This is a genomic window from Pseudomonas sp. DW-iso17, from assembly GCF_058725345.1.
The window spans coordinates 1-14,858 of sequence record NZ_JBZXEA010000010.1 but is presented as its reverse complement, the minus strand read 5'-3'; the positions used below and the strand labels follow the sequence as shown (position 1 = coordinate 14,858).

Genomic DNA, 14,858 nt, shown 5'->3' with positions numbered 1-14,858 from the left:
AAATGAATATCGCCCAGGTTGACCTCAACCTGCTCAAAACCTTCGAAGCCCTGCACGACGAGTCCAGTGCCAGCCGTGCGGCGCTGCGACTGGGTGTGACGCAGTCGGCGATCAGCGCGGGCCTACGGCGCTTGCGTGAGCTGTACGGCGACCCTTTGTTCGTGCGCACCGGACGCGGCCTGGCGCCCACATTGCGAGCCAATCAGTTGAAACCGGTGATCAGTGAGGCATTGGATCGCTGCCGCCAGAGCCTGGCGATGATCAGCCCGCAAAACTCGCACTACGAGGGCCGCTCGGTGGTGCTGGGGCTGTCGGATGACTTCGAGATTGCTTATGGCCGAAGCCTGATGGAGGCCATCGCACTGCGCCTGCCCAAACTACGGGTGATCTTTCGCCAGACCTACAGCCAGATCGTCGCCGCCGCCCTGCTCGACCGCACGCTGGACCTGGCCATTACCGCCGGCGGTTTTACCGAGCGCAGGCTGAGCCGACAGGTGCTGGGGGAAGGTGACTATCGTTGCCTGGTAGACCCCCATAGCCTGGCGCCGGGCCAGGAGGCTATCGACCTGCAGGGGTTTGTCACACGGGAACATGTATTGGTGTCGTCAGGCGGGTTTATCGGCATTACCGATGAAGGTTTGGCCGCCCACGGGCTGCGCCGCCACGTGTGCGCGTCCACCAGCCACTTTGCCGCGCTGCCGTATCTGCTCCAAGGCAGCACCGCCGTGGCAACCATTCCCGGGCATGCAGCCCACGCCATTGCGCAAATGACCGGCCTGCGCGTGCTGCCCTGCCCGCTGGCGCTACCGCATTACCCGGTGGAGTTGGGCTGGCGCACCCAGGCTCAGTTGGACCCGCTGTTGCTCAAGGTACGCGAAGCGATTGTGGCGTGCTTTACTTCGCCGCCGCCATCAGCTTGTTGACTTCACTGCGCACCATGTTGGAAAACTCCGGCGGCGACATGCCGTCGAGTTCGGCACGCACCCATTCGGCCCACTTGCCCTTGCGCTTGGCGCGCTCACCGAACAAGCGCGCGGCTTCGCCCTTGGCCTTGCCCAGGTTGGTTTGCCACAGGTCGTAGAGGCGCGACTTTTCATCTTCCAGCTCGGCGCGTTCGGCGAGGGTCTTGTTGGCGAGATTGAAGCTCATGTTGAATTACCTGCTGCACAAATAGGTGACATCTTACACTGTAGGCCCAAAGTTCCCGATCCGGATTTTGCCTCGGATGAGCGCATGGGGAAAAAAACTGCAACTTTTGCCTCCCCCCGATACTCCATTGTTCACTGCCACATCCACCTGCAAGGAGTCACTCAATGGCCCGCAAAACCGCCGCCCAAGCTGTCGAAGATCAAATCAAGGACCAAGCGTTCAGCGAACTGAGCGCGTTGATCGAAGAGTCGGACAAACTGCTCAAAAGCAGCGCATCCCTGGTGGGCGAGGAAGGTGAAACCCTGCGCGAGCAGGTTGCCATCAAACTCAAGCAAGCCCTGGAATCGGTGTCCAATGTGCGTGAACGCAGCAAGCCGGTCGTGGATGCCACCGAGACTTACATCGGCGGCCACCCATGGCAGACCGTGGCCATTTCCGCAGGCTTTGGCCTGGTGGTCGGCCTGTTGCTGGGTCGCCGTTACTGATCCATTCAGGCTGCGCCCCCCGCGCAGCCTGTTTCACCCCGCCGCCAGCGCCCTCAACTCGCGCAACGCCTGCGCGTCCAGTTCGATCCCGGTTTCCTGCGACTTCGCCCGCGTACGATGGCGTCGGTCCCCCGGCAATCGACGCAACCCCGCCGCATGCATCTGCCGCACCAGCTCCTGGCTGCGTTGGGCGAAGCTTTGCCCAGCGGTTTTACTCGGGTCGATCACGATCAGAAGCTGGCCTGTCCACGGCGTGCGCGCGCCTGGGTGGTCCGTCCAATCGAATTCAAAAGAGAAGTTGCCGCCCGTCAACGCTGCCGCCAGCAACTCCACCATCATCGACAGTGCCGAACCCTTGTGCCCGCCAAATGGCAACAGTGCGCCGCCTTCCAGAATGGCTTTAGGGTCCTGGGTCGGCTGCCCGAGGCTATCGACGCCCATGCCCGGTGGCAACCGCTCGCCTTTGCGCGCGGCGATTTGCACGTCGCCATGGGCGATGGCGCTGGTGGCCAGGTCAAACACAATCGGCGCACCGTCGGCCCGGGGCGCCGCAAACGCGATGGGGTTGGTGCCGAACAACGGACGATCCGCGCCGTGGGGCACCACGCAGGTCATGCTGTTGACCACGCTGAGTGCCACCAGCCCCTCCTCGGCAAACGGCTCGACGTCCGGCCACAGCGCAGCAAAGTGATGGGAGTTATGGATTGCCAGCAACGCGATGCCGGCGCTGCGTGCCTTCTCCACCAGCAACGGGCGCGCCGCCGCCAGGGCCGGCTGGGCAAAACCATTGCCCGCATCGACGCGCACAAAGCCTGAGGCCACATCGGTCACGCTGGGGACGGCGGTGCCGTTGACCCATCCACTGGCCAGCGTCGAAAGGTAACCGGGGATGCGAAAAATACCGTGACTGTGGGCACCGTCACGCTCGGCACTTGCGCAGTTGTGCGCAAGAATCGCAGCAACCTGCGCCGATGTGCCGTGCCGAACGAACACCTGATGAAGTAACTCCTCCAGTTCAGCGAAGCGGATCGAGGCACAAGCGGTGGCAACTGTCGGGGACTGCGCAGACATTTGAAGCTCCGTTTTTATGATTGGAAGGGGCAACGAATGGGACATCCAGACCCTCGATTAAACACCACGCACGCTCTGCGTTGTCAACGTGCGCAGCGCTGAATATTTACCGCCTTGCACCACGGACGCCTGCCTACCCTGTGCTTTTCCTGGCACGCCGGAGACAGGCTGTGGTTCGCTTAACGCCCCCGTATTTCTTCCCTGAGTTTCTCAAACCCCAAGGCAAAGCCTCGCCCACCGCTCGTGAACGTACGCTGGGGCTCACCGCCAAAGACCTTGATTGGCTGTACAACCTTTACCTGGCTACCGACGAGTCTCGGCAGGACACAAGCCGGCATGATCACCCCATGCGTGTTGAAAAGGTCCTGATCAACATTTCCGGCAAGCCCCCCATTCCCCTTGCCGGCGCGTTCGCGATCAGCCCGACACCCGACGCCGCCAAGGCATTGCTCTACACCCCGGATAACGGCATACAGGTCTATGACAGCCACGCTGCCCTGCTGAGCGAATTGATCGAGCAATTGGAAGACCCACTGCAGAGCGCCCCTTTGCTGAGCTACCTGTCGATGGACCAACGCAATGCGCTGGGCGCTGACACGCCCATGGTGTTGACCACTCAGCTCATCGAAGGTGAAGTCATGACGGAGCAGGCACGCATGCTCCAGGCCTGCCAGCTGGATAACGTCAAGGCCATGCTCGACCACCTGCAAAAAACCCCGACCTTGCCTGACATGCTCGACACGCTGCTGAGCGTCATGGCCCGCCCCCATTTCAAACACCTGGATCAACGGGACACACGGGTCAATGTCTTAACCCGCGAAGCTGAGCAAGCAACGCCACGCTGGGTCAACTCGCAGACCTTGAGCGAAGCGCTGCTGCAATTTTATGTGCGTCACAGGTGGCCCAAAGGGCAGATACGCGAATACTCGAACCCAAAACATGACACCACTGGTTTCACTGCCTCCGAACGGGAAGAAGATCACCGGCGTTGGGAGGCCTTGATCGAACAAAGCTCCAGTACTTTCTCGAAGCTGTTGGAAAGCCTGTTGCAGACCTACTGGAATGAAGATATCGACAGCGGCACCTCGCGCGTGGATTTTTTTGCTCAAGGCGTGGCGCAGAAGTTTCGCCTCGATGTGTTGCTCAAGCGCCAGGGCGAGATTATTACCGCCGAGGAAAGCCACGCACTTCAGGCCCTGTTCCTCAGCGACCAAAGCGCCCGCAGCGCCCATGCCGAAAACCTCAGCGTGGAAAAGGTGCGCCTTTATGCCCCTCATCAACATTACGTTGAACCAGCGAGCACCTTGATGATCACCGAGCACCACGCGTACCTCTACACCCAATCGCGCGGGTTACAGGTGCTGGAAAACCTCGACGACCTCAAAGACCGGTTACTGAGCATGCTCAAGGCCGAAGGCTACGAGGACGAATGGCTCAACTTCCTCTCATTGGATGAGCGCGACACGCTGCTCGGCCTGGACCCGATCACCATCGCGGCAAGGCCGATACCCGGCAATGTGTTCGTGACCTTGGTACAAGACATTGCGCGCAAGCAAACGGACAACCTTAACCACGCCCTGGAAATCTACCGGCGCAGCGATGGCCAAGTGGACCTCACAGCCCTGCTCGACAGTGCCCTGGACGTACGTGCCTTGCTGGACAATCAACTGGCCACACTAGAGACCAACGGGCGCTGGACCTTGCATCCGGTCACCCGTGGTAATGGCCGCCCTACGACCGTCAAGGCCGAGCGCGCCCGGCTGCAGCTTCAGAACCTGCGGGCGATTGAGCGTGCGCTGGCGATGGAGCGCGCGCTGGCGATGGAGCGCGCGCACCACCCGACCTTACGTAGCATCGTCGCTGACACGCTCAACGCTGAACTGCAACTGCAGCAACAGTCAGTCAAAGCCGAAGAGGTGTTTATCAATACCTACGCCACGCGTGCCCAGGAGCGTGAAGAGCGTGCGCCAGTGCAGTCATTGAGCATGCTTGAGCACTTCATTGAACGCCTGGCCCAAGAGGCGCCTGCGGTGCCCTTCTCGTCCAGGACGAAGTTCTATACGCGGGGCGAAGGCAATGTCTTCGTGCAATTGCCAAGCATGACGCTCAAGACGTTCAACACCGTCATCGAGCGCGTCCTGCTGCTGTTTTCCAAGCACGCCATGCGCCAGCAACCCCATGAGTTTCTGGTCAAGACTCACGCCAAACACGCCCACTCGATGCTGGTGGGGTTACGCAGCGAAGCCGAGCTGAGGTCGCTGGATAAAACCCTGGCGCCCACAAGCCAGGCCATTCTCGACACGCTACTTCAGCCCGACAGTCTGTCGCGCTTGACACGCCATGGCCTTAACGGATTTTTGCCGGATGCCTATGGGTTGACGTTGGACTTGAACGCCGTCGATACGCCACAACCGCTGGCCAATACGTTCGTGATTACTGAGCGCGGCGGTATCGACCCGCAGCGCTCGGGCCAGGCGCTGCTCTGGACCCCGCGCCTGGGCTACGAAGTCTTTGCCTCGATCAACGCCCTGCGCGATGAAATCACCCAGCGCCTGGCGCACCCGATCAACAGCTTGAGCCTGCTGGAAAATCTGCCGTTCAGCTTGCGCGAGCCCCATCAGGCATTTCGCCAGGGCCCGCTGCAACGTATTGATCAGGACCTGTTGAATGACCGAGTAGACAGCTACAACGACGCGATCATGGAAGGCGTGGATCACCTGCAATCCATGGGCCTGCGCGCCCGTGCCTTGCAGGATCGGTTGGACGCCGTCATCGAACAGCCTCCGCCCACCAACCTTGGCAGGGCAATCACACTGGCCGATGCCATGGTCAACCAGCAGGCACTGCCGGTGTGGCTGGGTATGGCGCCGGCCCAGGACCAAATCCACCAGGCTGAGCTTCTGGAGCAGTACTGCAACAACGCCGACGAGGAACATGACTACCTGCATGACATCCAACCCCTGCGTGCTTATGCCTTCACCACGCTGATGACGCTGCTTGAGGCGCGCTTTCCCGGCCAGGCGCTCAACCCCGATCACATCCTGATCCCCACCGATGCAGTGCTCGATGTGAATGTCGACAACCTGACCGACTTTGCGTTGCGGCACTGGCCAAATCTGACGGTTCAACACATCCGCCCACGTTCACGCACGGCAAAGCCATTACCGCAAGCCCTGGACGCAAGTGCCGTGATACAAATGGTGCGACAGCTGGATCTCAAAAGCGCTTATCAGCAACAGGTGCGAAGCCACCTTGAGGCGCAAACCGATGATGCACGCCAACGCAGGCGTCTGTTTTGCCGTCAGTTGCCGTGGCAAGCGCTGCAACACGCCGACGAGCAACGGTTGCAGGAGCGGCTTTCCACCCGAGCCTTGAGCCTGGTCCAGCAGATTTTCGATATGCCGGACACCGTGGCCCGAGCGTCACTCAGCGGGACCACGGCGATGATTCGACCGCTGGAACTGATCGCCACCGAAGGCGCCAGTACCGCCAAGGTGCTGGGTGTGTACCTGATCGGCCCGCAGTTTCCTGGCGAGGGTCCATGGGTGCTCTACGCGCCGTACAGCGAACAGCATGTGTTCAAGGAATACGCGGATGAAACGGCCTTGCTGGATGAGATACAAAGGCCCGGCATCCTGCAGGACTGGGTGCTTATGCACCTGGAAGATCCGCACCAGGCCACTTACCGCCATTTGCTGAAAAACAACCAGCATAGCCCGTCCGATATCCGCCTGGCCGCTTCGGCAGTGACGGGCAATGTGCTGCATTACCTGTTCAGCGAGAACACATTGATGTTGCTCAAGGTACTGGGCAGCCAATTCGAAGAAGGCACCAAGACCTTGTGGGATCATGCGACCCGCTTGTTCGGCACGCAAATCCCGACGGCGGTGCAGTTCATGGCCGGCAAACTCGCCTACCCGCTGGTGGTATGGCGTAGCTACACCTTGTTCAAGCGCTCGGCCGAAGCCTTGCAGCTACACCAGTGGCAGGCTGCATTCAAGGATTTCGTCAGGGGCGTGGCGCAAATGGCCGCCCTGCGCAGTGCGCTGGACGGCACCGCCCTTGCCCCACCCACTGAAAAGGAGCGCTCGCTGGCCGAGCTGACAGATGAGTCACCGCCCGCAGCCACCACCCTCGCCACCTGGCATGTCACCTGCCCTTCGCGCACCCGGCTGCAACCGTTCGAGGCACAGGACGTGGCGTTGCAAGACCTGAAAAAGAGCACGCTCAGCCAGGTGTATGAAGACCAGAAAAACGCGAAATACTACGTGCCGCTGGCCGGCAAGGTGTATAGCGTCAAGAAAGCCGCACAACATTGGCGCCTCGCCAACGACGAGCAGGTGGGGCCGTACATCGGCCGTAATGCGCAGGGCATATGGGTACTGAAGCTGGACGGCCAGGAGCCGCGCTTCGGCAGGGCCCAGTCGTACCTCAAGACGTGGCGCAATGAGGTACGGGACATCAACATTGAAGCGGTCGGTATCCGCGATATTGGCGCGTTGACCTATTGGAAAGCCCAGGCCATCACTGAAGCGTTGAACTTTGCGACTTATTACGCGCTGAACTGCCGCCGCAACGTTGCGCAATTTGCTGTACAACGCGACCCTGACAGCCGGGTTGGGCGATTTTTAGGGGAAATGTTTGGTGTCGTCACACTGACCCCGGACCAGGTCTTGAGAGTCACAAAAATAATCGACGAGATCATCGATGAACTCACCGACCCCAGCTTGACCGGTCCGAACTCCATGCGTTTTGTCGCGGGCACCAGCCGACAGGACCCGGCGTCGGATTATGCATTCATGATTCCCGCTGACACAGAACGCAAGCTGTATCTTCTGAGCCGATTCTTCGACCCTAATCTGGACGTCTACCAGAACCGTCTGCTGGAGAATGTAGCGTTCAACATATCGACGCACGCCAGGGCCAGCACGCTGATTCACGAATTATCGCACTTGAAGCTCGACACCGTGGACATTGCCTACCTGGACAGCATGCGACCCTTCCCAGACTTGATCAATATCGAAAGGCCCGGCGCCGAAGTGCTTAAAACCACCCTGGAGGATCTGCGCAGCACCGCGTTATCGACGATGACGCCTGCAACGATGCTGTTCAAGACTCAAGACACCCTCACCGAACTGTGGGAAGACTTCAAACCAGGTTCTGCAATTGAAAAGAAAATTTTCAAGGCCACCGGCGCCAAGACCTTGCAGGACGCGAGGATCATTTTCATGTCAGTCCCTGATAAACGGATTGACACCATTCTGGCCAACGCCGACTCGGTGACGTACCTGATCACCCATCTTGGCCGCCAGGTGGAGCCGGGCGCCTGAACGGCCCCCGGCGAGTGCATCAGTCTTTCTGGTCACGCAGCACGTTACCGGAAGCGCCATCGATGCGCGCCTCATACACGATGCCATCGGACTTGCGACCTTTGACTTCCCAATAGCCATTGTCATCCGCTTCAGCGGCGTAGACCTCAATGTAGCCGGCCTTGGTTTTCGCCACCTCGATGGCTTTCTCAATGGTGATCCAGCCTGCACCCGGCTTGTCGGCCATGGCGGCGCCAGCGCTCAACAGCGCGGAAGTAGCACACAGGGCGATCAAGGTTTTCTTCAACATTTTCGTACTCCATAGTGGACGACAGGTTAATTCCTGAATTTTTAGGCGCACACAAACAAGAATAAGTTCCAATTGATGTGCAATCGCCATGATGCAGTTCTCGCCGTCCACCTTGGGAGGTTAGAATGTGGGAAATCAGGATGAGTTAATGAGCGAAAAGCCCCTTTCAGAAACCGAATATGACGCCATCACCGACGCCGCCGCGCATTGGTGCATGCGCCTGCATGCTGCAGATTGCACGGCGGGCGAACGTCAGGCTTTTACCCAGTGGCACGATGCCCATCCGCTGCACGCCTTCGAATATGCAGCCATGCTCGAGATCTGGGACGTGGCCGACCACCTGCCCCGCGACAAGCCTGAGGCGGTGGTGGTCCCAATCAAGAAGCCAGCCAGCCGCTTGCGCACCTACGCGGTGGCCGCAGCGGTGTGCCTGGCGGCATTGCCGCTTGCCGCCTTCACCGGCTGGGAAGCGGGCTGGTTGCCCAGCTCCTATGAACGGTTCGAAGCAGCCAATGGCTTGAAAAAAGTCACCCTGGGCGATGGCAGCCAAGTGGAGTTGAACCTGGGCACCGAGTTGGTCTACAGCCATTACAAGGACCAGCGCCGTGTCACCCTGAAAAAGGGCGAAGCGTTCTTCAACGTCACGCACGACAGCCACCACCCGTTTATCGTGCGGGCCGGCGAAGGCCAGGTGCGAGTGACCGGCACGCAATTCAATGTCTGGGAATATGAAAATCAGGTGCGGGTGATGTTACTGGAGGGCTCGGTGCAGATCTCCAGCGACGGCGAGCATGCCAGTGTGCCGCTTAGCCCAGGCATGCAAGCCAGTTTCCATCAGGGTGACGCGACCCCGCAGGTCGCCGCTATCAATCCCGATGACACCGCGCTGGCATGGCGCCAGGGCAAGCTGGTGCTCGACAACCTGACCCTCACGGACGCCTTGCCCCTGATCAACCGCTACCTGAAAAAGCCGGTGATGCTCGCAGACGCCAGTACCGGCGCGATTCGCGTCGGCGGTATCTACAACATCAATGAGGTCAACAACCTCGTGCCCTCCCTGCCCAAGGTGTTGCCGGTGTACCTGACCCAAAACCAGGACGGCAACCCCGTGCTCAACTCCATTCCGCGTAAAGCCCCCAAGGGCTGAGCCCGCTCGCACGAAGCGGGACGTTTGGGCCGCAGGTGTCCATTTTTGAAACACCTCCCTCACCTGCATCGCCCGCCGTATGCGGATTCATGGTTCTGTCACAGGCAGTGTTACATGGCTGAGACAGCGTGAGATGAGCATGGGCCTATCTCACGCCTTTGAGACTGTTTCAACCCTGAAACAGGGTTGCCATCACTTTGCCTCGACTTTCTCCCAACCCCTTGAATAACCACATCTAATAAAAAGCGGCACGCCTTCTGCTCTTTCCCTGACAACGCTGTTTAGGGTCAGCGTTAAGAATAAGGACTGCCGCCGTGAACACACTCACACACGCCTCGTCGATAAACGTACTGCTGATCAGTTGCGTGCTCAGTGCAGGTGTCAGCCTGACGAGCCAGGCGGGTGACGGTGTGATCGTGACCGGGCGTACGGTGCAGGGCCACATGTACGGGCGCACCTCGCTGCCCGACCCCTACCCCAACACCGCCAATGCCAACCCCAGCAAAGAGATCAACAACGCTTTGACCGGCGAACTCAGCGACAGGGATATCGGCGGCATCAGCAGTGGCTCCAGCCTCGCCCGCTCCCTGCAGCCCAACGGCAGCCTGTCGGGCCTGGGCGCCACCCAAAACAGCATGTCGACACTCGGCGCTGGCGCAGCGGCAGGCCATGGTGCGGGCAGCGGCAGCAGCATGGGCGGGCAGATCAGCGACTCGATCCAGCGTGGCATGGCGCCGCTCAACAACCTCGGCAGCATGATGGGGGGCAAGTGATGAAGCGCGCCCTGTTGGTGCTTGCCCTGCTGGGCAGCGCCTCGGCCATGGCCGACAACACCGCCGTGATCAACCACAGCGGCCAGCAATACGACGGCGTGCTGTCGATCAACCAGGCCGCCGGCACGGGGCAACAAATGTCCAACAGCCGCGCCATCGCGCTCGGTGGCCAGGCCACCAACGTCGACATCCAGCGTGTCGACGGCAAGGTCGACCCGTCCCTGAACGCCAAGGCCGCGATCCAGGGCAACTCATTCAGCAGTGGCAACGGCGTACTGGGCATCAACCAGTCTGCCGGGGCTAATAACCAATCCATCAACGCTGTGCGGATCAGCCTCAACCCTGGCCCGCAGAGCATCGATGACAGCGTCCTGTTGCAACAGAACACGACGACGCTGGCAACCGACTCAGGGCTCACCCCCACCACTGGCAGCCGCCAGGTCGTGACCAGCGACCAGGCCTTCACCGGCAGCCGAGGAGTGACACAGGTGAACCAGAGTGCCGGGGTGGGAAACCGAGTGGCTAACACCCTGGGCATCACTATCAAGTAACCGCTTGGTAGACGTTCGTTAGACCGTACCAACACTTAACCAACTAATTAGAAGCAAGGAGAAACACCATGAAACCTCAAATGGCTCTGAAACCAATGGTTTTCGCTCTCGCCGCACTCATGGCTGCTGCTGCTCAAGCGGGTGGCTGGCATCCAACCCCACAACCCACCGGTACTGTGGCCGCTGTGGTCACTGACGTACAGAAAAGCGAACACAACAAATTCGACGACACCAACACCGAGAACAACGCATCAGCCGACAACTCGGTAAATAGCAACAGCGGTAATGTCGGGGTCAACGCACAATCAGGTTCCGGCAACCAGGCTGACAACGCCGGCGCCATTTCCAGTGCCAAAGGCGACTTCGCCACCGTGTTTGCCGTGATCGATGTCGACCAAGGCAGCTCGCATAACAACTTCGTCAACAAAGGCACGCAAAACAACGCCTCCCTGGACGGTTCCATCACCGGCAACTCCGGCAACGTGGGTTACAACGGCCAGGCCGGCCAGGGTAACCAGGGTAAAAACAACCTGGCCATCACCACCGCTGACGGCAAGAACATCGCAGCAGCGTCCAACACCGAGCAGAACTCGCTCAACAACAGCTACCTGAACACGGCCGCCAGCAGCCATGGTTATGGCAAGCCTCAGTACGTGTCCAACAACGCAAGCCTCGACAACTCGGTTAACCGCAACTCCGGCAACGTAGGTGTCAACCTGCAATCGGGTGCGGGCAACCAAGGCAGCAACAGCCTGTCGATCGGCCAAGGTTGCAGCGTCTGCGCCAGCGGCGTGCGCTTCTGATCCAACGGGGCCTTGGCGACAAGGCCCTTTTTTATTCCAGTGTCCAACAGGTCATTCGATCATGCGTATCGCGACCCTCACCCTCCTGATGTTACTCACCGGCACGACCTGGGCAGGCACCATGGCGATTTCCGCCATGCCCGGCGGTGCGGTGATTTTCAAGAAGGTCGAGAGCATTCGCGAGCGCCGGTTCGCCAACCTAGTGGAACAGAAAACCGACTTCAGCTGCGGTGCCGCAGCACTCGCCACCATCCTGCGCCAGGCCTATTGGCTGGACGTCGACGAAGCACACATCATCAAAGGCATGCTGGTCACCGCCGACCAGGACCTGGTGCGAACCCAGGGCTTTTCCATGCTGGACATGAAGCGCTACCTCGAGAGCATCGGCATGCGTGCCCGGGGCTACAAGATCGCGCCTGAGACCCTGCTGACCGTGAAAATCCCCGTGGTGGTGCTGCTGGAAATTCGCGGCTACAAGCACTTCGTGGTGTTGCAACGGGCCGACAAGGACTGGGTGTACATCGGCGACCCCGTATTGGGCCACAAGCGCTATTCCCGTGACGATTTCGTCAAAGGCTGGAATGGCATTGTCTTCGCCGTACTGGGTGAGGGTTACGACAAGGCCAACGTCTTGCTCGACCCGCCCCTGCCGCTGACCGCCAAGAGCCAGATGAATGAGTTCAGGCCTGTGGGCGATGCCGAGCTGATGGATTTCGGTTTTATCCAGAGCGACTTCTTCTAGAAGCGCAATAAGGGGCAGGACGCCCCAGGAGCAGCAGATGAACACTTCCCGTTGGCTGACGGTCTTGTGTCTGGCCGCCTCAATGCCTGCTTATGCGTCCTCGGGGTTCAAGCCCATCGAACTCAAGGACGCCGAAATGGCCGAGCTGCGCGGCCGTTATGTGATGCCGGGACGCATCATCAGCTTTGGCATTGTCATGAGCAGCACCTGGACCAATGCCGAAGGTAGCAACATCACCGGCACGGCCAACATGCAGATCGACAAGACCACCATTACGCCACAGTTCTACGTGCAAACCACCGGTTCGACCGGTACCGGCACGCGCCCCAACACGGGCACCGGCAATGTGGTCGGGGGTGCCGGCCTCGGCAGCGGCCAGGGCGTGACCCAAAGTGTACGCACCGCCGGCGATGGCAACGCCGCCTACAACAATGTGGGCATCAACGTCGAAAATGGGGTTAGCCCCGCCAATAACCTGCAGTCCGGCCAGGTGCTGGTGGCGGGCGGTACAGTGACCGGGGACAGCGCCGCGGGCCGTGTCAGCGTATCGGCCAACAGTGGCGGCGTGCAGATGGCCATCCAGGCCAATCACAACCAGGGCAACAGCCTGCAACAGATCGGCGCGGGGAACGTGCTGCAGGGCACAGTATTGACCGGCGATAGCAACCTTGTCAGAAACATCACCCAGATCAACGTGGTGATGAACAATAACGGGCTGAACAACGCCGCGTTGAACTGCAACCTGGATCAACTCAAAGGCCTACGCACGCTCGGTTATTGAACTACGCTGACCCTCGACACTTACGCATTAGAAAAGGACGGCTTATTTCATGCATCGATCGTTATCGCTACGTGCGGTGGTTTGTTTGAGTACGCTCTTGCCCGCATCCGTGCTGTATGCCGCGCCAGACGCTGACATCGAAACCCTGAAGAAGGAACTGCTGGAACTCAAGCAACGCTACGACGTGCAGCAAAAAGCCTTGGCCGTGCTGGAGCAACGTGTGCGCCAGGTCGAGGACCAACCGGCAACGCCCGCCCCCAGGCGCCTGGCCAAATCACCGGCCGACTTCAAGAACGGCGCTAACACTGTCGCGGCTAGCGGTACGGGCGCAGCCGCGGCATCCGGTGGCGCTGGCGGGGGTGGCAGCTCCTACGGCCAGGCCCTCAAGGACGACTCGGCCCCTGCGCAAAGTGTGAGCAACCTGTACAACGAGGCCAGCGGCTTTTTCGGCAATGGCAAGTTCAGCGTGGAAACGGGCATCACCTATGCCCGTTATGACGCGCGCCAGTTGACGCTCAATGGTTTCCTGGCGCTGGACTCTATTTTCCTGGGCAACATCAACCTGGACCGGATCAAGTCCGACAGCTGGACCCTGGACCTTACCGGGCGCTACAACGTCGACAACCGCTGGCAGTTCGACCTGAACGTGCCGGTGGTGTACCGCGAGTCCACCTACCAGTCGGGCGGCGCCGGCAACGACGCCACCGCCACCTCCGAAGGTTCCGTGACCCGTGACCCGACCATCGGCGATGTCAACTTTGGCGTGGCGTACAAGTTCCTCGACGAAACCCCGACCTTGCCCGATGCGGTGGTGTCGGTGCGCGTCAAGGCCCCGACGGGCAAAGAGCCCTTCGGCATCAAACTGGTCAAGCAACCTAACAACGATAACCTCTACGTGCCCGAAAGCCTGCCCACGGGTAACGGGGTCTGGTCGGTCACGCCGGGCATCTCCCTGGTCAAAACCTTCGACCCGGCCGTGCTGTTCGGTTCGTTGTCGTACACCCACAACTTTGAAGATTCTTTCGATGACATCAGCAGCGAAGTCAATCAGAAGGTAGGAGGCAAGGTACGCCTGGGCGACAGCTTCCAATTCGGGGTCGGCGTCGCCTTTGCCTTGAACGAGAAGATGAGCATGTCGTTCTCGGTTTCCGACCTGGTGCAGCGCAAGAGCAAGCTCAAGCCCGATGGCGGCGACTGGCAATCAGTGGTGTCCAGCGATGCCAACGCCGGCTATTTCAACGTGGGCATGACGATTGCCGCCTCGGATAACCTGACCATCGTGCCGAACCTGGCGATTGGGATGACCGATGATGCGCCGGACTTTACGTTCAGCCTGAAATTCCCGTATTACTTCTGATTGGTTTGCCTGCGGGCGGTGTGTCAGTTACTGCATCTGTGACTGCACTCCCGCTTTCGCAGGCAAGCCAGCTCCCACATTGGCCCTGTATTGCCCACAGAATCAGCGCCTGACACAAATCCCCTGTGGGAGCGGGCTTGCCCGCGAAGGCGGAGTGTCAGTCACTGCATCTGTGACTGCACTACCGCTTTCGCAGGCAAGCCAGCTCCCACATTGGCCCTGTATTGCCCACAGAATCAGCGCCTGGCACAGATCACCTGTGGGAGCGGGCTTGCCCGCGAAGGCGGAGTGTCAGTCACTGAATCTCTAACTGAACCACCGCTATCGCAGGCAAGCCAGCTCCCACATTGGCCCTGTATTGCCCACAGAATCAGCGCCTG

General features: G+C 60.0%; 13 protein-coding genes. 10 read left to right on the top strand and 3 right to left on the bottom strand.

The window, feature by feature from the left end; translation table 11 throughout:
- Window positions 1-2: 2 nt before the first annotated feature.
- Window positions 3-923: a LysR family transcriptional regulator gene (locus AC4PS6_RS07500; RefSeq protein WP_020301094.1), complete on the top strand. Its 921-nt coding sequence runs from the start codon at window positions 3-5 to the stop codon at window positions 921-923.
- Here AC4PS6_RS07500 and AC4PS6_RS07495 read toward each other — a convergent pair.
- On the bottom strand, window positions 895-1,149 hold the full coding sequence (locus AC4PS6_RS07495) for a hypothetical protein (protein ID WP_003190904.1): 255 nt from the start codon (window positions 1,147-1,149) through the stop codon (window positions 895-897). The genes AC4PS6_RS07500 and AC4PS6_RS07495 overlap by 29 nt on opposite strands.
- A gap of 164 nt (window positions 1,150-1,313) precedes the next feature.
- Here AC4PS6_RS07495 and AC4PS6_RS07490 point away from each other — a divergent pair, with 164 nt between their 5' ends.
- Entirely contained in the window at window positions 1,314-1,634 is a 321-nt protein-coding gene (locus AC4PS6_RS07490) for an ElaB/YgaM/YqjD family protein (RefSeq protein WP_336827354.1), read from the top strand.
- Window positions 1,635-1,667: 33 nt separating this feature from the next.
- Here AC4PS6_RS07490 and AC4PS6_RS07485 read toward each other — a convergent pair whose 3' ends face one another.
- On the bottom strand, window positions 1,668-2,705 hold the full coding sequence (locus AC4PS6_RS07485; RefSeq protein WP_020301093.1) for an Ldh family oxidoreductase: 1,038 nt from the start codon (window positions 2,703-2,705) through the stop codon (window positions 1,668-1,670).
- Between the two features lie 170 nt (window positions 2,706-2,875).
- On the opposite strand from AC4PS6_RS07485, the gene AC4PS6_RS07480 reads away from it, so the two are divergent.
- Window positions 2,876-8,035, top strand: a complete 5,160-nt coding sequence (locus AC4PS6_RS07480; RefSeq protein ID WP_336827355.1) for a dermonecrotic toxin domain-containing protein — start codon at window positions 2,876-2,878, stop codon at window positions 8,033-8,035.
- Between the two features lie 19 nt (window positions 8,036-8,054).
- Here the strand turns inward: AC4PS6_RS07480 and AC4PS6_RS07475 are convergent, their stop codons facing one another.
- The gene (locus AC4PS6_RS07475; protein ID WP_014718736.1) at window positions 8,055-8,324 is read right to left on the bottom strand and encodes a PepSY domain-containing protein; all 270 of its coding nucleotides are present in this window, start codon (window positions 8,322-8,324) and stop codon (window positions 8,055-8,057) included.
- A 148-nt stretch (window positions 8,325-8,472) separates the two neighbouring features.
- Between AC4PS6_RS07475 and AC4PS6_RS07470 the strand changes: the two genes are divergently transcribed.
- The 7 genes from AC4PS6_RS07470 to fapF all read left to right on the top strand — a co-directional run bounded on the left by AC4PS6_RS07470 (window position 8,473) and on the right by fapF (window position 14,478).
- A complete protein-coding gene (locus AC4PS6_RS07470) occupies window positions 8,473-9,471 on the top strand; it encodes a FecR family protein (RefSeq protein WP_014718737.1) in 999 nt (332 codons plus the stop codon).
- Window positions 9,472-9,785: 314 nt separating this feature from the next.
- On the top strand, window positions 9,786-10,244 hold the full coding sequence (fapA, locus tag AC4PS6_RS07465) for a fibril amyloid chaperone protein FapA (RefSeq protein WP_019817803.1): 459 nt from the start codon (window positions 9,786-9,788) through the stop codon (window positions 10,242-10,244).
- The gene (gene fapB / locus AC4PS6_RS07460; protein WP_020301092.1) at window positions 10,244-10,795 is read left to right on the top strand and encodes a fibril amyloid subunit FapB; all 552 of its coding nucleotides are present in this window, start codon (window positions 10,244-10,246) and stop codon (window positions 10,793-10,795) included. The genes fapA and fapB overlap by 1 nt, the downstream gene beginning before the upstream one ends.
- A gap of 68 nt (window positions 10,796-10,863) precedes the next feature.
- Window positions 10,864-11,598 (top strand): amyloid-like fimbrin subunit FapC, encoded by a 735-nt coding sequence (fapC, locus tag AC4PS6_RS07455; RefSeq protein WP_003190893.1) that lies wholly within the window; start codon window positions 10,864-10,866, stop codon window positions 11,596-11,598.
- Window positions 11,599-11,659: 61 nt separating this feature from the next.
- Window positions 11,660-12,340 (top strand): fibril amyloid maturation endopeptidase FapD, encoded by a 681-nt coding sequence (gene fapD / locus AC4PS6_RS07450; RefSeq protein WP_020301091.1) that lies wholly within the window; start codon window positions 11,660-11,662, stop codon window positions 12,338-12,340.
- A gap of 37 nt (window positions 12,341-12,377) precedes the next feature.
- Entirely contained in the window at window positions 12,378-13,121 is a 744-nt protein-coding gene (gene fapE / locus AC4PS6_RS07445) for a fibril amyloid subunit FapE (RefSeq protein ID WP_032901657.1), read from the top strand.
- Window positions 13,122-13,170: 49 nt separating this feature from the next.
- Window positions 13,171-14,478, top strand: coding sequence for a fibril amyloid transporter FapF (gene fapF, locus AC4PS6_RS07440; protein WP_014718742.1), 1,308 nt, complete (start codon window positions 13,171-13,173; stop codon window positions 14,476-14,478).
- The last annotated feature ends 380 nt before the right edge of the window (window positions 14,479-14,858 follow it).

Coding starts and splice junctions, on each gene's coding strand:
- fapD (WP_020301091.1), top strand. CDS start 11,660: ATGCGTATCGCGACCCTCACCCTCCTGATGTTACTCACCGGCACGACC.
- AC4PS6_RS07500 (WP_020301094.1), top strand. CDS start 3: ATGAATATCGCCCAGGTTGACCTCAACCTGCTCAAAACCTTCGAAGCC.
- fapB (WP_020301092.1), top strand. CDS start 10,244: ATGAAGCGCGCCCTGTTGGTGCTTGCCCTGCTGGGCAGCGCCTCGGCC.
- AC4PS6_RS07485 (WP_020301093.1), bottom strand. CDS start 2,705: ATGTCTGCGCAGTCCCCGACAGTTGCCACCGCTTGTGCCTCGATCCGC.
- fapC (WP_003190893.1), top strand. CDS start 10,864: ATGAAACCTCAAATGGCTCTGAAACCAATGGTTTTCGCTCTCGCCGCA.
- AC4PS6_RS07490 (WP_336827354.1), top strand. CDS start 1,314: ATGGCCCGCAAAACCGCCGCCCAAGCTGTCGAAGATCAAATCAAGGAC.
- fapF (WP_014718742.1), top strand. CDS start 13,171: ATGCATCGATCGTTATCGCTACGTGCGGTGGTTTGTTTGAGTACGCTC.
- fapE (WP_032901657.1), top strand. CDS start 12,378: ATGAACACTTCCCGTTGGCTGACGGTCTTGTGTCTGGCCGCCTCAATG.
- AC4PS6_RS07470 (WP_014718737.1), top strand. CDS start 8,473: ATGAGCGAAAAGCCCCTTTCAGAAACCGAATATGACGCCATCACCGAC.
- AC4PS6_RS07475 (WP_014718736.1), bottom strand. CDS start 8,324: ATGTTGAAGAAAACCTTGATCGCCCTGTGTGCTACTTCCGCGCTGTTG.
- AC4PS6_RS07495 (WP_003190904.1), bottom strand. CDS start 1,149: ATGAGCTTCAATCTCGCCAACAAGACCCTCGCCGAACGCGCCGAGCTG.